Below are 20,173 nucleotides of genomic sequence, written 5' to 3'. Positions count from 1 at the left end.
TAGCCGGTTTAGGCTGTGCAAAAAAGTGCCGATCAACCCCTCCCTCTCTTGTTGCCCTTAATCATTTACTGTATAAATTAACAGTAATACTGTACAAGCATACAGCTCTTTGCCAGCTTCAGGCCGGTAGGAGGGCCTGAATGGAGTGGCGGAATCCGTGAATAGCGCAGAAAACTTCTTTCAAAACAAGCAGTTAAAGCATCAGTCTGAGCGCCGAAATCTAGAGCAGATACTGGCGAGAACGGATATTTGGCAGGCAGCCAATGAGCAGCGGCGCCCTCTCAGCGGCATCCCCACTGGTTTCAGAAGCCTGGATGCCGTTCTCAGAGGCCACGGTTGGCCTCGCAATGCCACTACTGAACTTCTGCTCAATCAAACCGGTATTGGCGAAATGACCTTATTACTGCCAACTCTGGCCCAGCTGACTCAAGCAGGACAAATGGTAATACTGGTCAGTCCGCCTTTTATTCCCTACGCTCCAGCACTGGTTCAAAGTGGCATTCAACTGGAAAATTTATTGCTTATACACCCCCGGGGACATAAGGATACCCTCTGGGCGGTGGAGCAATCTCTACAATCCGGAAGCTGTAGTGCCTTATTGAGCTGGCAAGGGAATCATACTTTAGAGGATAAGGAACTGCGGCGTCTGCAACTTGCAGCTCGCAATGGGGAGTGCCTGCACTTTCATTTCCGCCCTATATCTGAATCCCAAAACCCCTCTCCCGCCAGCCTGCGCCTGCAGCTAGGCAGCGATGGGGAACAACTGGCTGTGAATTTATTAAAGCAACGGGGAGGCACTGGCGGCCAGTCTTTGCACTTGGCCCGAGGCGCCAATTTGATTCGTCGTGACAGGCCAATACATTGACCATCGCCCCGAGGTCCAGCTCATGCTTTGGCTTTGCATCCAATTTCCCAAGCTTCCTCTTGAAGCCCTCATCCGCGCCCAGGGTCGAGATACTCAGCCAGGCATTCTCGCCGTGGTCGAGAAGCAACTTGTTGTTCAGTGCAGTAAAACAGCCACTGATCTCGGTATTGAGCCAGGCCTCAGTATCGCTACCGCCTGCGCACTGAGCGCAGACCTTCAACTGTTAGAGCGGGATATACAGAGAGAGCAACTGCAACTCGAACGGCTGGCCCAGTGGGGCTACAGCTTTACCCCAGTCGTCTCCCCCAAGGCTGCCAACACTGTAGAAAACGGAAGCAGTGACCCAGCCTGCTTGAATCTTGAGCTCAGCGGATGCCTGAAAGCGAATGGTGGCCTCAGGGCCTTTCTGGATCAGTTACAGAATGAGCTGGGCCAAATGGGGATTAGCAGTGTTATGGGACTCGGACACAGCCCCAGTGCCGCACGGATGCTAAGCCAACTGAGTGAACATCGCCAGTGGCTGGCAGAAACTCGTGTAGCCCCCAGCCCACAACAGTGGAAACAATGGATTAGTTTTTCCCCGAGCAAGCTACTCGACTGCGACAATAAAACCATTACCAAACTATATGCCTGTGGTATTAAGCGAGTAAGCCAATTGCTTGCCATTCCCCTATCCGAAGTGGGCTCCCGTTTTGGTCGTCCTTTTGTAGATTATTTGGCACGTTTAAATGGTAGCCGTCAGGACCCCGTACCCAACTTTAACCCTCCCGCCCGGTTCGATAGCGAATTATTTTTTCCCGATCCACTGGATAACAGTGAACAGTTGCTCTTCCCCGCCGGCCGCCTGATTAGAGAGCTATGCCAGCAACTACAACGCCGCCAGCTTTATACCCAGCAATTACACTGGCAGCTGGATTATGGGCAGGGAAAAAACAAGGAACTCATCGTGGAAGTCTCACACCCACTGCTAGACCCACAGCGCTTAATAGCGCTTACCAAGCTGCAGTTTGAAAGAGTATCCCTGGAGTGCCCGGTACAAACACTGCGCTTGAGTAGCAAGCAACTACAGCCGTTAGTGGAAGAAGAGTTCGGAGAGGACTTGTTTGATACAGGCAACCAAGGCGAGCGCAGCTCTCAACTTTTGGACAAACTCAAAGCCCGTCTTGGACACCAAGCGATCTCCGGTATTGCCCTGAAAGAGAGCTACCTTCCCGAGCAGGCCTGGCAGAGCGCCGATAGCTTGCTAATAAAAACCAGCTCAAAGAAAAAAACTCACCAATTGACACCAATAAAAGCACCGCGCCCCTCCTGGTTGCTCCCCCGCCCCACCAAATTACTCAGCCGCAATCAAAAACTATTTCATCATAGTGAATTACAGCTGCTACAGGGCCCTGAGCGAATTGATGGCTACTGGTGGCAGCATGGCCGCCATGGACGAGACTACTATATAGCTAAAGACCAGGACGGCAGTCTTTGTTGGATATTCCAGGATCTGACAACTGAAGAGTGGTTTTTACATGGCATATTCTCTTAATTATTGACAATTCATATCTAACAAATTTTCACAAAAGAAACTTAACCTTTTTAAAAAAAGAAGCTGAACATTCTTCAAGTTTAAATATCAAAGAGCATCAGCATGAGGTACGCAGAACTCTTTTGCCAAAGTAACTTTTCTTTTTTGCAGGGTGCATCACATCCCTGGGAATTGATACAGGAGGCTTACAATCTAGGTTATTCAGCACTAGCAATAACCGATGAGTGCTCCCTCTCCGGTATAGTTCGCGCTTATAAGGAACTTGAAAACATCAATCTTTCCCAAGAGTATTCAAAAGACAGAAAAAAACGGGAAACGACCTTCAAACTTATTTGTGGAAGTTATTTTCGCCTTCAAGATGGCGGAAAGGCCGTTCTACTTGCCCCAAACAAAAGTGCCTATAGTGAACTCTGCCAACTTATCTCCACTTCTCGATTAAGAGCAGAGAAAGGCCAGTATAAAACTTTTCAGGAAGACTTACTTAAAATCTGCAGCGAGACTATTGCAATCTGGTTGCCAGAACCTGAAAAAGTCAGCATACCCGAGCCTATCAAGCAACACTTTGATGGCCGGCTATATATTGCTTACAGCAACCTTTTAAATGCAGATAGTAATAAACTGGCACAGGATCTTGCCCAGCTATCAAAGCAAGAGGACATTCCCCTTGTCGCCACCAATGCCATTTTGATGCACTGTCGCAGCAGAAAGCCCTTACAGGATGTACTCAATGCCAATTTTCACAACTGCACCCTGAATGAACTCGGATACCAACTCCAACAGAATGCTGAGCGCTACTTACGCAGTCTTGAAGATATTGAAAGACTTTACCCTGAAGAGGCTATCTATAGAACTATAGCTATCGTAGAGCGGTGCAGCTTCTGTCTCAGTGAACTCCGCTATCAATACCCCTCTGAAGTTATCCCAAAAGATAAATCTCCAGCCAGCTATTTACGGGAACTGGTAAAGCTGGGCCGAAAATTTCGCTGGCCTAAAGGACCGGAAGAACGTATTGATATATTGATCGAAAAAGAGCTATCCATGATCGCCGAACTGGAGTATGAGCACTACTTCCTCACAATTTACGATATTGTCCAGTTCGCAAAAGATAAGAATATCCTCTATCAGGGGCGAGGATCTGCCGCTAATTCAGTTGTTTGCTACTGCCTTTTTATTACTGAAATTGACCCACATAAAATCGGCCTTTTGTTTGAACGTTTTATCTCTCGTGAGCGCAATGAGCCGCCAGATATCGATGTAGACTTCGAGCACGAAAGACGCGAGGAAGTCATCCAGTATATTTACCAAAAATACGGTCGAGACAGGGCCGGTCTTGCCGCCAGTAAGATTACTTACCGTTTTAAAAGTGCCCTTAGGGATATTGGTAAAGCGCTTGGTATAGGTTCAGCCACCATAGAACAACTTATTGCGGAGCGTGCCTGGTGGGACTCACTCGATGAATTCCCAAAACAGATGCAAAAGGTCGGCATAGACCCAAACAGCACCACTGGTAGAAACCTACCTCTGCTATTGCAGCAGATATATGGATTCCCGAGACACCTTTCCCAACACGTAGGAGGCTTCGTTATTACCGAGCAGCCACTTTATCAGCTGGTTCCTATTGAAAATGCTGCAATGGAAGACCGCACCCTGGTGCAGTGGGATAAAGAGGATATTGAAGACTTAAAATTGATGAAGGTAGATGTGCTCGCGTTGGGCATGCTGACCGCCCTGCGCAAATCCCTGAGCTATATTTCCCTCTATGGCCCCAAACTACGTTTGCAGGATATCCCGGCTGAAGATCCGCAAGTGTACGAAATGATATGCCGCGCAGATACCGTCGGGGTTTTTCAAATAGAATCCCGCGCGCAAATGAGTATGTTACCCAGGCTACAACCCTGCAGCTTCTATGAACTCACCATTGAAATCGCCATAGTTCGCCCAGGACCAATCCAGGGTGGCATGGTACACCCCTACCTGAAACGTAAGCAGGGTCTGGAAGCCGTCAGCTACCCCCATGAAAGCTTACGACCAGTATTAGAGCGCACTCTCGGCGTACCTATCTTCCAGGAACAGGTTATCCAGCTCTCCATGGTTGCTGCAGGCTTCAGCGGGGGTGAGGCAGATGAATTGCGCCGCGCTATGGCCAGCTGGGGAAAAAATGGAGATCTCTATAAATTTAAAGACAAGTTGGTTAAAGGTATGCTGAAGAATGGCTATAGGGCAGACTTTGCCGAACAGCTGTTTAACCAAATGAAAGGTTTCGGATCTTATGGTTTCCCCGAGTCACACTCCGCCAGCTTTGCCCTCTTGGCTTATTTTTCTGCCTGGATTAAGTTTCATCACCCAACTGCTTTTTATTGCGGTCTGCTCAATAGCCAGCCTATGGGGTTTTATGCACCGGCACAGCTTGTTTACGATGCTCAAAGGCATGGAGTAAAGGTGCTGCCTATTGATGTACTTTACAGCTACTGGGATCATCACCTGGAATCTCGAGAGCAATCGAAATTTTTTCATAATAAACCAGACATTATTCACCCATCCCTTCGTTTGGGGATGCGCTTGATTAAGGGCCTGAAGAAAACCGCGGCAAAAGCTATTATCAAGCTTAGGGGAAAGCAAAGGCTGCATTCAATAATTCAGCTTAAACAATGTTACGAACTGGATAATGAACAAATCACCTTTTTGGCAAAAGCCAATGCTTTCCAAAGTTTTGCACAAAATCGTTTTCAAGATAGCTGGCTATCCCTGGGAGATGTACAAGATACTCACCGGGACAATTACCAGACACACTATATAGTAAAAGATGCCACCGATAGCGACTATACCAGCACAGGGCTGAGTTTAAATGAACATCCGATTGCCCAACTACGTCGGAAGAAGCAATTTGAACACTGTATTCGCGCAAAAGATCTTACCCTTTGTAAAAACGAACAATATATCACTATCGTTGGTATGGTTACCTGCCGACAACGACCGGGAAGTGCCACAGGTATCATTTTTTTAACCTTAGAGGACGAGACAGGAAGCGCCAATATAATTATCCACAAACAGCAACAGGTACTGTATAAAAGAGAGGTTACGCGCGGGAATATTTTAGTGGTAAGCGGGAGGTTACAATTGGTCAAAGACCCTGACAACTTAAACTACCAAACCACTCATCTGATTGGCTATAGGCTTACCTGTCTCAGCTATAAATCCAGCCAGAAAACAAGAAACTTTCACTAAACCCCATTCTTGTGTACATGAGTATTCATGTCTGTATGATTATGTTCTGGGCAAGCACTCAACACTTAAATGAATAATTCACCAAGATTACATGCTGCCGATAAAATAAGACTAACTAAAGTTAGATCCTAGTAGTCCGACAAAATCAGTGGTGCTCCATTCCCCCAAAATCTTGGGCCGCGGACTTGCTCCTGTTGTCCCGCCTGCTGAACAAGGTATTTCCCTGCAAGCTCTACAAACACAATTAAGCAAATAGCGCACAAGAATCGCAGAGCAACGCTGACCGACTGATTTACTCTCAGAACTTTATGGCCTTCTAGATTAGCCCCACCTAAGAGCAGCCCCACAAACAAAAAGAACAGCACCTGAGGTGCAGGCATCACAAAAACCCCACTGAAAAGGGAATAAAAAGATGCCGCACACAAGGCATAAAGTAAGGCTGCCTGAATATCTTTTTTTGTACTATCGCCATCACCCTTAAGCTGCTGATAAGAAGTCCAACACACCCAAAGTATGGCAGCCACCGCTGAAAGCGTAGCAATAGCCCCCCATTCATATAAAAACTGCAGAATGCTATTATGGGGATGCCCAAAAAAATAAACAAAGTCATGGAATGTGTAAGCGCCCACCCCATTACCGAAAAAGATATTCAAAGTTGAAAGTTTGCTTAACAACTCCCACCAAATAGCTAGGCGTCCGGAGGTACTGGTACGGAAAATATGACCCACACTACCCAGCCATTCCAAAATCAGGAAGTACGCCATATAAGCAAAAGCGCATACAATCAAACCATATAGAATTTGACGGCGCCAAGGCTTAAGAAAAACAAACGACAGCAACCCAGTTACAATAATCGACAACAGCAACCCTCTGGCGCCGCTAGCGAAGGCCAACAAAAAATTAGCAAATAAGAATAAATACGCCAGACTATAAAACTTTGTTCTTGAAGCAAATATCAGCAGAAGCGGAATAATAAAAACCTGCACCTGATTAAAAAAACGGATATTACCAAAAGAAGAGAATATCATTCCCGCACGCAAAGACTCACTTACAAAAACTTCAAACCCAAAATCAAGTAGGCCTTTAAAGACTACCATTCCATGGATGAGCAAATAAATACCCAAAAGCCTTTGAGTCAGACCTGCCTTGGCGATATAAATGCCAACAAAAAAAACCGAGGGCAACATCAACCAGTGGAGCCCCTCTAAAATAGAATGGTATTTATTATCAGAAAAGACTGCGGAGCCAAATATAAAAAAGCAGGAAGCCAGCCAGGGCAGAACCAACCCTCTAAGATTGAGGGTCTTGGTGACTCCAACCCTGTACTCTCTAAAAAAAAATAATAGAGTCACGACCCCTATCAATACTATCTGCACAAACCTCTTAAAATTGTAATAACCCGAACCGAGATCCAGTATCAACAGATGGAGAGGATTAATGGTTAGAAAAAACCATAATGAACAAATGGCAATACAAAACCAACCATATTTACTCTCACGACAGAAATCAGTTCCATGCAAGGTAGAACCTGAATCACGAGCAGGTAATATTTTATAAAGCTGTGCCATTATTATTTTTAATGCTATCTGCTATTGCAGAGTAGCCAAGAGCAATAAATTTAGCATTAATAGTAATTTTAAATAAAAATGGGCCACCAAAGTGGCCCATCTTCAATAAAGCAGTCAATCTTTACTGTGTATTAAGATGCATTGCGGCACTCAGAGGGAACGTATTTATGATTATCCGCAGCAACACCGCCGCAGGCCCAAGCTACATTACTAGAACCTGCAGTGGAACTGGGGGTAAGTGTTAAGGCAACACTGTTTGCGGCACTGCCCATAGTTATCGTGATTGCGCCTGATGCATCAGCACACTCTAACTTTTCTACATTAGCTGTTCCGCCCGTGAAGGTACGCACACCCGAGCAAAGGTTACCGCCCGTTGTTACACCTCCAGCATTAGCTATATTCTCAGAAACTGTTGCTTTAGCGGCAGATGCCAAGCCGAGGCCTTCAGAAACACGTGCACGCACAGTGTAATCCTGGTAAGCCGGCAGTGCTACCGCCGCCAAAATACCAATGATCGCTACTACGATCATCAATTCAATCAGTGTAAAACCCTGTTGCTTTTTCATTGTAACCGTCTCCATACAGACTTTTAAATAAGGTGAATCCCGTGAGGAAGTCCCGGAACAAGATACAAGGACTGTGCCAAGTTTGGCAAGCTGTAAGGAGAATTAAGAGTTGTCAGTGAGTAACCCATCACTTCCCACTAGAAAGTGCGTAGTGCTATAGCATTACCGCTGACAGCAGCTGCCCAGTTATGACAAAATTTGTCATCTTCTGTATGTGTATGTACTTATCAAGGCCTTGCATGATATTCATAGTGATGTTTGGCTCGCGCCCGGTAATTCGCTATATTTTACCTTCCTTCTTTTTATACGCCTGGGTTTACACAGGGCGGGCTATAAACAGGCCCATTCTCAATACTTGGCCCAAGGTAATTTTAGCGGCAGCGTAATCAATGACAACTTCCTCCCTTAGCGGCCTGGCCAAACGCCTGGTCGCAGATCAGGTTCTCGACGAATCGACGGCAACCTCTGCCATAAAAGCCGCGCGCAGGGAAAACCAGACCTTTGCCCAGCATGCCGTGGAGGCCAAGCTGGTCAAGAGCCGCGAGCTGGCCAATATCGCCTCCCAGGCCTTTGGTACCCCCTTGTTTGACCTGGGTGGCTATAACTTCGACCTGATCCCCAAGGATGTTGTCGATGAGAAATTAATCAGCAAGCACTTCGCACTGCCTCTATACAAACGCGGCAATCGCCTGTTTATCGCCGTGGCAGACCCCACCAACCTGGCCGGCCTGGATGAGATAAACTTCAATACCGGCCTAAGCACCGACGCAGTATTGGTTGAGGCGGATAAACTGGCCAAGGCCATTGAAAACTATCTGTCCGACAGCGGTGATATGGGTGCCGGCCTGGAGGGTATGGACGATGAAGAGCTGGATGCTCTGGATGTTGGTGGAGATGAGAAAAGCGAGGCCGATGATAATGACCCCGGCGGAGATGAGGCCCCTGTTGTGCGTTTTGTCAACAAGGTACTGCTCGACGCAATACGATCGGGTGCTTCAGATATCCATTTCGAACCCTATGAAAAATCCTACCGGGTCCGGTTCCGTACTGATGGCGTACTCCACGAGGTAGCCAAACCTCCTATCCAGCTCGCACCCCGCCTCTCAGCCCGCCTGAAAGTAATGTCCAAAATGGATATTTCCGAGCGGCGTATTCCACAGGATGGCCGTATCAAAATGAAGCTGTCCAAAACCAAGGCGATCGATTTCCGGGTTAACAGTTTGCCTACGCTTTGGGGAGAAAAAATCGTTCTGCGTATTCTGGACCCCTCTTCTGCCAAACTGGGAATTGATGCGCTCGGCTATGAAGATGAGCAAAAGCAAATCTATATGGACGCCCTGGCCCAACCTCAGGGAATGATCCTGGTAACCGGCCCCACAGGTTCAGGCAAGACCGTATCCCTTTATACTGGCCTTAACATCTTAAATACCGCAGAGCGCAATATATCCACAGCGGAAGACCCGGTGGAGATTAATCTGGAGGGCATCAATCAGGTCAATGTACACCCCAAGGTAGGGCTTAACTTTGCCGAGGCATTGCGATCTTTCCTAAGGCAAGATCCAGATATTGTTATGGTGGGGGAGATTCGGGACTTGGAAACCGCGGAAATTGCAATCAAGGCTGCGCAGACCGGTCACCTGGTGCTCTCCACGCTACATACCAACTCAGCTCCTGAAACCTTGACACGCCTCATGAACATGGGGGTTCCCACTTTTAACATCGCCACTTCTGTCAGTGTAATTATTGCACAGCGATTAGCACGACGTCTGTGTAATGAGTGCAAGAAACCGGTGACATTGCCATCAGAGGTCTTGGAGGCGGAAGGTTTCGCTACGGTTACAATTCCTAAAAGTGAGTGGGCGATTTTCCAGCCCGTTGGTTGCGAGCATTGCTCCAAGGGCTACAAAGGACGCGTTGGCGTGTATGAAGTGGTTCGCATCACCGATGGCATCTCCAGAATTATAATGGAGGGCGGCAATTCGATTCAGATTGCGGACCAGGCCCGCGAAGAGGGCTTTAATAATCTGAGGATATCGGCACTGCGCAAAGTTGTGATGGGTGTCACCAGCCTGGAAGAGGCAAACAGGGTGACCAAAGATTAGCCCTTTACGACTAGTGAAAACCTATTTGTCCTAAACAGCACAGCTCTGGAACCTGAATTTTATTTTGATCAAAATTAGTTCCAGTACCCGAGAATTAGCATCTATTTTCGAAAGAGACATTAGAGCGAGTTAATTAACATACACTACTTCAACTTTTCGGATCTTCGCCTAGTTGAAGCTCTACACTCACTCAAAATAGAGTTAAGAAGCACAAGAAATTTCAGGTTTTTCTGAGATAAGAGATAAGAGATAAAAAGCAGGAAAAGCAAATATGGCCAACGCTACAGCAGTTGCATACATCTACAAAGGAGTGGATAGTAAAGGGGCCAAGGTTCAAGGGGAAATAAATGGCACCAGCCCCGCACTGGTAAAAGCCCAATTACGCAAACAAGGTATTATAGCGAACCGGGTACAAAAAAAACCAAAGCCCCTGTTTGGCGCTGGCAAAAAGAAAGTAAAGCCTGCAGATATCGCTCTATTCACCCGGCAGATGGCCACTATGATGAAGGCCGGGGTTCCATTGGTGCAAAGCTTTGAAATCGTTGCCGATGGCCTGGATAACCAGGGGGTCAAAGAGCTTATTTTCAAACTCCGTGATGATGTGGCTTCGGGCACTGCATTTGCGGAGGCACTGCGTAAACACCCACTCTACTTTGACGATCTTTTTTGTAACCTGGTAGCCTCTGGTGAGCAATCCGGTGCACTGGAAACTATGCTGGATAGGATTGCTACTTACAAAGAGAAGACGGAATCGCTAAAAGCAAAGATCAAGAAGGCGATGACTTACCCCATTGCGGTAATGGTGGTAGCGATTGTAGTCACCTCAATTCTATTGATTAAAGTTGTACCTCAATTTGCAGAGACTTTTTCCAGCTTTGGGGCAGATCTTCCCGCCTTTACCCAGCTGGTAGTAGGCATGTCCGAATGGATGCAAGCCAATTGGTTTTTTGCGCTGCTCGCTGTAGTAATCAGCATCGGTGGCACTATCGAAGCCAAAAAGCGCAACAGAAAAGTGGCTGAGTTCTTCGACCGCCTAATATTGAAATTGCCCATTCTGGGAACAATCACCTATAACTCCATTTCGGCACGTTTTGCGCGTACCCTATCTACTACCTTTGCTGCCGGTGTCCCTCTTATTGATGCCTTAAAGTCTGTGGCTGGTGCTACGGGTAATAGCCTCTATGAGGAGGCAACGCTTAAGATCAGAGACTCTGTAGCTACTGGTATCCCCCTCAATGCGGCACTTCGCTCCTCTGGCCTATATCCGACCATGCTGGTACAAATGGCAGCCATTGGTGAGGAGTCCGGAGCTCTGGACGATATGCTGGGAAAGGCTGCCGACTATTACGAGGAGGCTGTCGACAATATGGTGGACAACCTTACAACTCTTATGGAACCAATGATCATGGCAGTTTTGGGTATTCTGGTTGGCGGCTTGATGATTGCCATGTATCTTCCTATCTTCCAGTTAGGTCAAGTAGTATAAGAAAGAATACGATGCTCGAAACGTTAGCTTCATACCCAGCGCTGCTCCTAAGCAGCGCTTTTATTTTGGGCCTACTTATAGGCAGTTTCCTCAATGTCGTTATTCTGCGCCTGCCAGTAATGATGGAGCGCGAATACAAGCGGGATTTTTACAGCTACTTTGACACAAAGCCTGACAAAGCCGAGCAAGAGGAGCTGAATAAACCGTTCAATCTGGTGTTGCCCCACTCCCATTGCCCCAAGTGCAAAACCGAAATCAAACCCTGGCAGAATGTACCGGTAATCAGTTTCTTATTTCTACGTGGTAAATGCGGCTCCTGTGGCACAGCGATTTCCAGACGCTACCCCACGGTGGAACTGATCACAGGGATTCTCACCGCAGTAATTGTGTGGCAACTGGGCTTTACCTGGCAGGCACTGGCTGGCTGTGTGTTTACCTGGGTTTTGATCGCTCTCACCGGCATAGACTTTGATAAACAGCTACTGCCAGACAACCTTACCCTGCCGTTACTCTGGGGGGGACTGTTCATCAACCTGTGGGGGGTATTTGCCCCCCTGCAAGACGCCGTGATCGGTGCAATTGCCGGCTACCTGTCACTGTGGCTTGTATTCCATATCTTTAAGCTGGTCACCGGCAAAGAGGGTATGGGAGCTGGGGATTTCAAGATACTCGCTGCTATCGGGGCATGGTTTGGCTGGCAGATATTACCATTGGTGGTAGTACTCTCTGCCGCAGTAGGCGCTATTGCAGGTATTGCTTGGAGCCTGGCCAAAGGGCGAGACCATAGACTACCAATCGCCTTTGGCCCCTATTTGGCTGGAGCGGGCTGGATTGCCATGTTATGGGGAGATCAGATCATCGGTTGGTATTTGAACTTTTCGGGGCTCGCAAACTGAAAACTCTTCTCAGTTAGCTCTAGCAGAGTAAGTGATTTAACATAAACCCGGCCCGGCATTGGCCGGGTTTCTTGTTTTTAACCCCAGTTTTTTAGTTCAAGGAGGCAACATATTGTTCCGGGTAGGCTTAACTGGTGGTATTGGCAGTGGAAAATCTGCCGCCGCTGAGTGCTTTCGTGAGCTGGGCATCCATGTGGTAGATGCAGACTGGGCTGCCAGGGTTGTCGTACAGCCCGGCAAGCCGGCACTAGAGAAAATTGCCCAGCATTTCGGCGCTGGGATTTTACTTGAGAATGGCGAACTGAACCGAGCGCAGCTGCGCAGCCTGATTTTTGAGGATACTGAAGAGAGAGCCTGGCTGGAGGGCCTGCTACACCCTCTGATACGGGAGGAGATCCTCAGCTCCCTGGAACAAAGCCCAAGCCTGTATGCGATACTGGAATCGCCCCTTTTAATTGAATCCGGCCAGTACCAGCTGGTGGACAGGATTTGTGTGGTGGATCTGCCAGAGAACTTGCAGGTAGAAAGGGCCACTGCAAGGGATAACAATCACGAAGAGCAGATTCGCAAAATCATGGCGGCACAACTGGGCAGACAGGAACGACTGGATAAAGCCGATGATGTGCTGGACAATTCTGCCGGCCTGGCGGAGCTGCGCGGCCAAATTGAATTACTGCATCAAAAGTACTTACAAATGGCGGCCACCACTAAACACAACTGAATTAGTAATACTCCAAGTTAATATGTCCAAAAGTAAAGAAACCCCAACCTTAAGCTGCCCCACCTGTAAAAAGCCTGTGGAGTGGAATGATAAGTTTCCATTTAAGCCTTTTTGCAGTGAACGCTGTAAGCTGATTGACTTGGGCGAATGGGCCAGCGAAGGACATAAGATTCCAGGTGAATCTATTTATGATGACGTTCTAAGTGACGACCTGGACCCGACCAAGCAGCGCCGCAACTAAGTTTCGGGCCTAACTGGCCCGAGCTGATTTGTTTGCTGACCTTTAAGAGACTGGCGCAGCGGTTTTAATCGCCTCAATAATCGCCTGGTTGGCATCGGGAAACTGAAAGTTATCCAACTCCTGAACGGCTACCCAGGCAGTCTCTTGCCCTTCCCGACCCATAGCCTCCCCGGTAAACGCCGTTACCTGCCAGGTATCCAGCAAGACTGTTTTTTCTGGATATTCGTGGCGAATTTCCACCAGAGGAGTCAGTTCAGTTATCTCGATTGCCACTTCCTCACGCAGCTCGCGGGAGAGCGCCTGCTGCACACTCTCCCCTTCCTCCACCTTGCCACCGGGGAACTCCCAACGCCCGCCCATATGCAAGTGATCCGGGCGGCGGGCAATCAGGATTTTGCCATCATCACGAGATACAACCCCAACAGCAACATGAATAACACTGGTCACTACAACTTCCTCAGGTACGGTACTCGGCGTTGATGGTGACATACTCGTGGGAGAAGTCACAGGTCCAGACATGCTCACTACAGTTGCCACGGCCCAATTCTATTCGAATAGTAAATTCAGGCTTGGAAAATACCTGTTCACCCTGCTCTTCAAGATAATTTACTGAGCGCCCTCCAGCCTCTACCACCTGTACCTGATCCAGGTATATATTGACCTTGGTGGTATCCAGACTTCCCGGGATTGCATTACCAATCGCCATCACCAGGCGCCCCCAATTGGGATCTGAGGCATAGAGCGCGGTTTTTACCAGGGGGGATTCGCCAACTTCAAAAGCAACACGCAATGCCTCTGCGCTACTCCCAGCACCCTCAACCTGTACAGTGACAAACTTGGTTGCACCTTCACCGTCTTTAACAACCGCCTTCGCCAGCTCTATGTGCAGCTGGGTAATGGCCCCCATCAGCGCGGAATAAGCCCGATCTTCGCTGTTTTCAACCTGGCTGCCAGTCGCTCCTGTAGCAATAAGCACACAGGCATCATTAGTTGAGGTATCCCCATCCACACTGACCCTGTTAAAAGAAGCATTCACCGCTTCCTTAACCATCTTATCAAGCAGTGGCTGTGCAACATGCGCATCTGTAGCGACATAAGCCAACATAGTCGCCATATTTGGCTGGATCATGCCGGAGCCTTTGGCGATACCGACGACAGTAATCTCTTCGCCACCAATCTCCAGGGTTCGGCTCGCTGTTTTTGGGTGAGTGTCCGTGGTCATAATGGCCTTCGCAGCACCGTCCCATCCACTATCTGACAGCTGCTCGGCAGCACGGGGAATCGCATCCAGCAAACGCTGGAGCGGCAGATGTTCACCAATCACACCAGTACTAAATGGCAGCACTTGCTCAGCACGGATATTGATCGCCCTGGCCACGGCCTCACAGCAGGCCTGGGCATCACTAAGCCCTCGACTCCCGGTAGCCGCATTGGCATTGCCCGCATTGATCAGCAAAGCGCGCACGTTTCCTTTGGAAATATGTTCCTTTGCCACAGCCACAGGCGCTGCGCAGAAAGAGTTCTGGGTAAAAGTGGCTGAAACCGAGGCCTCTTTGGGGATTTCGATCAAAAGCAAATCGTCACGCTGCCAGTCCTTTATTCGAGCTGGAACACTGGCGAGGCGGACCCCTTTAACTGGGGGGAGTAATGAGCTAGACATAACAGTAAGACTTTTGCGCCAACTGGGAGCAAGCGCTCTCGGAGGCCAGTAGTGATTAAAAGAGCGTCATTATTAAAGCGTAACGAAGATTGGGCAAGATAAATTCAGGGCTTAATGCGGATTCAAAGTATCTAGCCGCAGAATATTTTGAAAAGAGATAAAAAAAGACCCCGCTCATGGCGGGGTCTTTGCGGTCTAAATGCCTCTATCTACGCGCTAAAACTCGTCCAAGACGTTAGCTTTGCGGAGAGGAAGCCAGCTTGCCGTGGCACTGCTTGTATTTCTTACCGGAACCACAGGGGCAAGGATCGTTACGGCCTACTTTTGGCCCGCGGCGCTCAGGCACAGACGCTGCCTGTGGCTGTGGTTCGCTCTCGGGCAAGGCGGAAGCCGCGGCATGCTGCAAGTCCAGTTGTTGCTTGCGCTGCTCTTCCAGGCGCTGCTGCTCCAATTCATCCATTTGCTCGCGGGTCATCGGCTCTACATGGGCGAGGATTCGCACCACTTCGTGCTTGAGGTTTTCCAGCATGCTCTGGAACAGGTGGAAGGACTCACGCTTGAATTCCTGCTTGGGGTTCTTGTTGGCATACGCACGCAGACCGATGCCAGCCCTCAGGTGGTCCATGCTGGAGAGGTGCTCTTTCCACAGCTGGTCCAGCACCTGTAACATAATCTGACGCTCGACTGTCGGCATCAAATTTTCATCACCAGAGGATTCACTGATACGCGTGACCTTGGTTGCATAGGCTTCCTGGGCTGAAGCAATCACTTTCTCGCGCAAGCTCTCCTCATGCAGAGTACGGTCTTCATCCAGCCACTGCTGTACCGGCAACTCGATACCCAGCTCCCCCGCCAGCTGTTTCTCCAGTGCAGGAATATCCCACTGCTCTTCAACACTCTGCGGGGGCACCGAGGCAGAAATGATTTCATTGACAACATCTTCACGAATCGCACCAATGGTGTCACTAATCTGGTCCGCCTCCAGCAACTCATTACGCTGACTGTAAATGACCTGGCGCTGGTCATTGGCCACATCATCGTATTCCAGCAACTGCTTGCGGATATCGAAGTTGCGACCTTCAACGCGACGCTGGGCCTTTTCGATAGCGTTGGAAACCATGCGATGCTCAATAGCCTCACCGCGCTCCATACCCAGCATCTGCATAAAGTTTTTCACCCGGTCAGAGGCGAAAATACGCATCAGATTATCTTCAAGAGACAGGTAGAAACGGGTTACACCCGGGTCACCTTGACGCCCGGCACGACCGCGCAACTGGTTATCGATTCGACGGGATTCATGGCGCTCGGTACCGATAATATGTAGGCCACCGGCTTCGATTACCTGGTCATGACGCTTCTGCCAATTTTCTTTTACTGCAGCAATCTCATTCTCTGCCAGCTCACGGCCCTTCTCTTTAGCCTGTTCCGCAGCTTCGGCTTCCCAGTTCCCCCCCAGGACAATATCAGTACCACGACCGGCCATATTTGTGGCAATCGTAACTGCACCAGGGCGGCCAGCCTGGGCAATAATCTGCGCTTCGCGCTCATGGTATTTTGCGTTCAGGACCTGGTGCTGGATACCGGCCTTTTGCAGCATGCGCGACATTTCTTCAGAGGTTTCGATAGACGCTGTACCGACAAGGATCGGCGCCTGCTTTTCACGGCAGAACTTCACATCCTCAATGATCGCATCCATCTTCTCTTCTTTGCTCAGGTAGACCAAATCGTTGAGGTCTTCCCGCTGGATATCTTTGTTGGTAGGGATTACTACCACATCCAGACCGTAAATCTGCTGGAATTCGAAGGCTTCGGTATCGGCAGTACCGGTCATACCGGAAAGCTTTGGATAAAAGCGGAATAAATTCTGGAAAGTTGTAGAGGCCAGAGTTTGGCTCTCACTTTGGATCTGAACGTTTTCCTTCGCTTCCAACGCCTGGTGTAAACCTTCAGACAAACGACGGCCTGGCATGGTACGGCCAGTATGCTCATCAATCAGCACCACCTGGCCATTCTGCACGATGTAATCCACATCTTTATTAAACAGTACATGCGCACGCAGAGCCGCGTGAACATGATGCAGCAAGCCCAGGTTACCGGGCGCATAGAGGGACTGATCTTCTTTCATCAGGCCACTGCGGGACAGTAACTCTTCGATCAGCAAATGGCCCTGTTCAGTCAACTCTACCTGGCGAGTCTTCTCGTCTACCGTGTAGTGACCTTCCCCCCCCTCTTCCGCACGCTCAAGCTGAGGAACCAGCTTGTTCATGGCCATATAAAGATGGGAGGAATCCTCCGCGGCACCGGAGATAATCAGCGGCGTACGCGCCTCGTCGATGAGGATCGAGTCTACCTCGTCGACAATCGCAAAGTTTTGCGGGCGCTGGGTGCGATCCTCTTTACGCAACACCATATTGTCACGCAGGTAATCGAATCCGAATTCATTATTGGTGCCGTAAGTAATGTCAGCCTGATATGCAGCTTTCTTATCATCCGGGTGCTGCTGGGAGACAATGACACCCACGCTCATGCCCAGGAATTCGAAGACAGGGCGCATCCAGTTGGCATCCCGGGATGCCAGGTAGTCGTTTACCGTAACAATATGCACACCCTTGCCTTCCAGTGCATTCAGGTAAGCTGGCAGGGTCGCTACCAGTGTCTTACCTTCACCGGTACGCATCTCTGCGATACGGCCTTCATGGAGAGTCATACCACCAATCATCTGCACATCAAAATGACGCATACTCAAGGTGCGACGGCCGGCCTCACGCACCGCAGCGAAAGCCTCCGGTAACAGCTGGTCCAGTGTTTCCCCATCCGCTATGCGCTTTTTAAATTCATCTGTTTTGGCGCGAAGGGCCGTGTCATCAAGCTTCTGGAAATCCTCTTCCAATGCATTGATCTTTTCCACGATCCGTCGCATACGCTTCAGCTCGCGGTCATTTTTTGAACCAAAGACCGATTTAATCAGTTTGCCAATCATTATCTAGAAACCACTTATCTTATGTGCGCTGTCGGCGCCAATTCTGGGCAGATTGTTGCACCGACACTCCTTTATGCGTGGGGTGCAAGTAAACAGGAAGGCGCAACCGCTGGCAACTCTTATGCCAAGCTGCCGGCAATTACGCGTAAAGGAAGAATAGTTGTTATCTGCCTGTGCGGCGGATGTAGCTGGCCGGGTCGACCGTGCGATTATTCTTAAAGATTTCGAAGTGAACATGTGGGCCGGTAGAGCGACCGCTAGAGCCCATCTGGGCAATAACCTGCCCTTTTTTTACCACATCACCGAGGCCAACCTTAAGCTCGCTATTATGGCCATAGCGGGTTGAATAACCATTGCCGTGATTTATTTCTACCAACTGGCCATAGCCATGGCGCTCATCTGCCCAAGTCACCACACCAGCAGCGACGGAAACCACATCGGAGCCCATCTTGCCAGCAAAATCAACACCCTTATGCCAAGTACGGCGCCCAGTGAATGGGTCGGTACGATACCCATAACGGGAAGACATCCAACCCTTGGTGATCGGACGTCCGGCAATAAACTGCTCGTCCTCAAGCTTCAGGTTGGCCATCAGGGACTCAAGGGTATTGAGCTGCATCTGGCGATCGTCAACCTGATGCGACAGATCACCAATGACATCGATAAATTCAGGGGGCTGATAGGGAAGTTCAGAAGCGCCAGCAATGCCCGGATCTTCAGGTCCACCTATAGCAGGCGCCGCGCTGAACTCAAACTCACCTTCATCGAGATTGGCGGCCGCAGTGAGTCGCTCACCGAGGGCATCCAGGCGGGTAAGGCGGGCCTGCAGCTCAGCCAGCTTCACCGTTAAGGCCACCAGCTGTTCACGTGCCTCCTGATCAGCCTCCGCAATCTCTTCCTGCTGCTTGCGCAGAGCGCGCTCCCAAGCTTTAGCAGTGCGCGCATCAAACAGGTCTGTTTTAGCCACAGGCAGGTTTGCACCGAGAAAAAAAGCACCTACCGGAAGGCCGAGCAGGCACAAGCTCAGTAGAGCTTTGCTCAGGCCACCGAAATTGAAACTGCGGGTTGCACCGCGCTCATTGACCAGGATTACTTTCATAGTAAGCGGAAGAAGTTCGACATATTCTAATTTTGATCACCACTGATATGAGACGTTATCTGTACGCTACACCTCATGCCAATCATCTGGCGACTTCAATTAACCCAAGGATACCAGAATTGCCAATAGCTTCTCTGTGAATCAGGCACGTAAAAAAGCCGGCAATGTCGTGCCGGCTTTTCGCGAGAGGATCATACTGCCAGTATTGGCTTTATGTAGGAGATAGGAGCCTCCTGCTCACCCTCAAAGGTCACCATTTCCCAGGCATCCTTCTGGGTCATCAGGTGGCGTAGGGACTTATTATTCAATGAGTGGCCAGATTTGAATGCCTTGAACTCACCAATCAGGCTGGTGCCCAACAGGTACAGATCACCAATAGCATCGAGAATTTTGTGTTTCACAAATTCGTCTTCGTATCGTAACCCACCCTCATTCAGAATACGGTACTGGTCGATCACAATAGCATTATCCACTGATCCACCCTGGACCAATCCTTTGGAACGCAGGTATTCAATTTCGTGCATAAAACCAAAAGTGCGTGCCCGGCTCACTTCTTTAACAAAAGAAGTGCTGGAAAAATCTACAGAAGACGTCAGGTTACGCCCCTGGAATACCGGGTGATCAAAGTCGATCGTAAAGGACACTTTGAAGCCGTCAAATGGCAGAAAGCTGGCAACTTTGTCGCCCTCTTCAACTGTAATTGGCTTCTTGATACGCAGGAATTTCTTCGGCGCGGACTGCTCCTGAATACCTGCGGACTGAATCAGAAATACAAACGGGCCTGCACTACCATCCATAATCGGCACTTCCTGGGCAGACAACTCAACAACCGCATTATCGATGCCGAGTCCAGCCATGGCCGAGAGAAGGTGCTCAACGGTAGCAATACGTACATCACCCTTTACCAGGGTAGTGGAAAGGAGGGTATCCCCAACATTCTCTGCACGGGCCTCTATTTCAACCACCGGGTCCAAGTCGGTTCTACGGAACACGATGCCGGTGTCTACGGGCGCTGGTTTAAGGGTTAGGACAACCTTTTTACCAGTGTGCAGACCTACGCCAGTGGCGCGAATAGCATTCTTAAGCGTGCGCTGTTTGATCATGAAACTATCTTTTCCCAGTCGGTGGTCTACGCCTAATGCGCAGCAAGCCGCCGATATTAGCATAATTGCGACGCCAATACCAATTATGAGGGGGTGGTCACTACAACATCCGCCACCTACCCTAAAG

The 20,173-nt window shown here is 49.2% G+C and carries 15 protein-coding genes; 8 read left to right on the top strand and 7 right to left on the bottom strand.

Annotation, left to right across the window (positions count from 1 at the left end; genetic code table 11):
• Nucleotides 1-145 precede the first annotated feature (145 nt).
• The 3 genes from imuA (at nucleotide 146) to G367_RS0108240 (ending at nucleotide 5,624) form a co-directional block, all read left to right on the top strand.
• Nucleotides 146-865: a translesion DNA synthesis-associated protein ImuA gene (gene imuA, locus G367_RS23370; RefSeq protein WP_020412645.1), complete on the top strand. Its 720-nt coding sequence runs from the start codon at nucleotides 146-148 to the stop codon at nucleotides 863-865.
• Between the two features lie 22 nt (nucleotides 866-887).
• Nucleotides 888-2,399 (top strand): Y-family DNA polymerase, encoded by a 1,512-nt coding sequence (locus G367_RS0108245; RefSeq protein ID WP_051089491.1) that lies wholly within the window; start codon nucleotides 888-890, stop codon nucleotides 2,397-2,399.
• A gap of 102 nt (nucleotides 2,400-2,501) precedes the next feature.
• Nucleotides 2,502-5,624: an error-prone DNA polymerase gene (locus G367_RS0108240; RefSeq protein ID WP_020412643.1), complete on the top strand. Its 3,123-nt coding sequence runs from the start codon at nucleotides 2,502-2,504 to the stop codon at nucleotides 5,622-5,624.
• Between the two features lie 128 nt (nucleotides 5,625-5,752).
• Here G367_RS0108240 and G367_RS0108235 read toward each other — a convergent pair whose 3' ends face one another.
• Both G367_RS0108235 and G367_RS0108225 read right to left on the bottom strand, forming a co-directional pair.
• Entirely contained in the window at nucleotides 5,753-7,192 is a 1,440-nt protein-coding gene (locus G367_RS0108235) for an O-antigen ligase family protein (RefSeq protein WP_020412642.1), read from the bottom strand.
• Between the two features lie 131 nt (nucleotides 7,193-7,323).
• A complete protein-coding gene (locus tag G367_RS0108225; protein ID WP_020412640.1) occupies nucleotides 7,324-7,758 on the bottom strand; it encodes a pilin in 435 nt (144 codons plus the stop codon).
• Between the two features lie 389 nt (nucleotides 7,759-8,147).
• Between G367_RS0108225 and pilB the strand changes: the two genes are divergently transcribed.
• From pilB to yacG, 5 genes are all read left to right on the top strand, one after another.
• Entirely contained in the window at nucleotides 8,148-9,860 is a 1,713-nt protein-coding gene (gene pilB, locus G367_RS0108220; RefSeq protein WP_020412639.1) for a type IV-A pilus assembly ATPase PilB, read from the top strand.
• A 271-nt stretch (nucleotides 9,861-10,131) separates the two neighbouring features.
• Entirely contained in the window at nucleotides 10,132-11,346 is a 1,215-nt protein-coding gene (locus tag G367_RS0108215; protein WP_020412638.1) for a type II secretion system F family protein, read from the top strand.
• A gap of 11 nt (nucleotides 11,347-11,357) precedes the next feature.
• On the top strand, nucleotides 11,358-12,242 hold the full coding sequence (locus G367_RS0108210) for a prepilin peptidase (protein ID WP_020412637.1): 885 nt from the start codon (nucleotides 11,358-11,360) through the stop codon (nucleotides 12,240-12,242).
• A gap of 112 nt (nucleotides 12,243-12,354) precedes the next feature.
• Nucleotides 12,355-12,963 carry a dephospho-CoA kinase gene (gene coaE, locus G367_RS0108205; RefSeq protein ID WP_020412636.1) on the top strand — a complete coding sequence of 203 codons (609 nt, stop codon included), beginning with the start codon at nucleotides 12,355-12,357 and terminating at the stop codon, nucleotides 12,961-12,963.
• Nucleotides 12,964-12,985: 22 nt separating this feature from the next.
• Entirely contained in the window at nucleotides 12,986-13,204 is a 219-nt protein-coding gene (gene yacG, locus G367_RS0108200; RefSeq protein WP_020412635.1) for a DNA gyrase inhibitor YacG, read from the top strand.
• A gap of 42 nt (nucleotides 13,205-13,246) precedes the next feature.
• Here the strand turns inward: yacG and mutT are convergent, their stop codons facing one another.
• The 5 genes from mutT to lpxC form a co-directional block, all read right to left on the bottom strand.
• Nucleotides 13,247-13,651: an 8-oxo-dGTP diphosphatase MutT gene (gene mutT / locus G367_RS0108195; RefSeq protein WP_020412634.1), complete on the bottom strand. Its 405-nt coding sequence runs from the start codon at nucleotides 13,649-13,651 to the stop codon at nucleotides 13,247-13,249.
• Between the two features lie 10 nt (nucleotides 13,652-13,661).
• The gene (gene argJ, locus G367_RS0108190) at nucleotides 13,662-14,864 is read right to left on the bottom strand and encodes a bifunctional glutamate N-acetyltransferase/amino-acid acetyltransferase ArgJ (protein ID WP_020412633.1); all 1,203 of its coding nucleotides are present in this window, start codon (nucleotides 14,862-14,864) and stop codon (nucleotides 13,662-13,664) included.
• A gap of 235 nt (nucleotides 14,865-15,099) precedes the next feature.
• The gene (secA, locus tag G367_RS0108185) at nucleotides 15,100-17,844 is read right to left on the bottom strand and encodes a preprotein translocase subunit SecA (protein ID WP_020412632.1); all 2,745 of its coding nucleotides are present in this window, start codon (nucleotides 17,842-17,844) and stop codon (nucleotides 15,100-15,102) included.
• A gap of 163 nt (nucleotides 17,845-18,007) precedes the next feature.
• Nucleotides 18,008-18,943 carry a M23 family metallopeptidase gene (locus tag G367_RS0108180; RefSeq protein ID WP_020412631.1) on the bottom strand — a complete coding sequence of 312 codons (936 nt, stop codon included), beginning with the start codon at nucleotides 18,941-18,943 and terminating at the stop codon, nucleotides 18,008-18,010.
• 191 nt (nucleotides 18,944-19,134) lie between these two features.
• A complete protein-coding gene (gene lpxC / locus G367_RS0108175; protein WP_020412630.1) occupies nucleotides 19,135-20,046 on the bottom strand; it encodes a UDP-3-O-acyl-N-acetylglucosamine deacetylase in 912 nt (303 codons plus the stop codon).
• Between the last annotated feature and the right edge of the window lie 127 nt (nucleotides 20,047-20,173).

Source organism: Microbulbifer variabilis ATCC 700307, from assembly GCF_000380565.1.
Lineage (GTDB): Bacteria > Pseudomonadota > Gammaproteobacteria > Pseudomonadales > Cellvibrionaceae > Microbulbifer > Microbulbifer variabilis.
The sequence above is the reverse complement of the archived record's forward strand: the minus strand, read 5'-3'. Positions and strand labels throughout refer to the sequence as shown.

Excerpts from the sequence above, each read along its gene's own strand:
- G367_RS0108245 (WP_051089491.1), top strand. The coding sequence starts at position 888 with ATGCTTTGGCTTTGCATCCAATTTCCCAAGCTTCCTCTTGAAGCCCTC.
- G367_RS0108240 (WP_020412643.1), top strand. The coding sequence starts at position 2,502 with ATGAGGTACGCAGAACTCTTTTGCCAAAGTAACTTTTCTTTTTTGCAG.
- G367_RS0108235 (WP_020412642.1), bottom strand. The coding sequence starts at position 7,192 with ATGGCACAGCTTTATAAAATATTACCTGCTCGTGATTCAGGTTCTACC.
- G367_RS0108225 (WP_020412640.1), bottom strand. The coding sequence starts at position 7,758 with ATGAAAAAGCAACAGGGTTTTACACTGATTGAATTGATGATCGTAGTA.
- pilB (WP_020412639.1), top strand. The coding sequence starts at position 8,148 with ATGACAACTTCCTCCCTTAGCGGCCTGGCCAAACGCCTGGTCGCAGAT.
- G367_RS0108215 (WP_020412638.1), top strand. The coding sequence starts at position 10,132 with ATGGCCAACGCTACAGCAGTTGCATACATCTACAAAGGAGTGGATAGT.
- G367_RS0108210 (WP_020412637.1), top strand. The coding sequence starts at position 11,358 with ATGCTCGAAACGTTAGCTTCATACCCAGCGCTGCTCCTAAGCAGCGCT.
- yacG (WP_020412635.1), top strand. The coding sequence starts at position 12,986 with ATGTCCAAAAGTAAAGAAACCCCAACCTTAAGCTGCCCCACCTGTAAA.
- argJ (WP_020412633.1), bottom strand. The coding sequence starts at position 14,864 with ATGTCTAGCTCATTACTCCCCCCAGTTAAAGGGGTCCGCCTCGCCAGT.
- secA (WP_020412632.1), bottom strand. The coding sequence starts at position 17,844 with ATGATTGGCAAACTGATTAAATCGGTCTTTGGTTCAAAAAATGACCGC.
- G367_RS0108180 (WP_020412631.1), bottom strand. The coding sequence starts at position 18,943 with ATGAAAGTAATCCTGGTCAATGAGCGCGGTGCAACCCGCAGTTTCAAT.
- lpxC (WP_020412630.1), bottom strand. The coding sequence starts at position 20,046 with ATGATCAAACAGCGCACGCTTAAGAATGCTATTCGCGCCACTGGCGTA.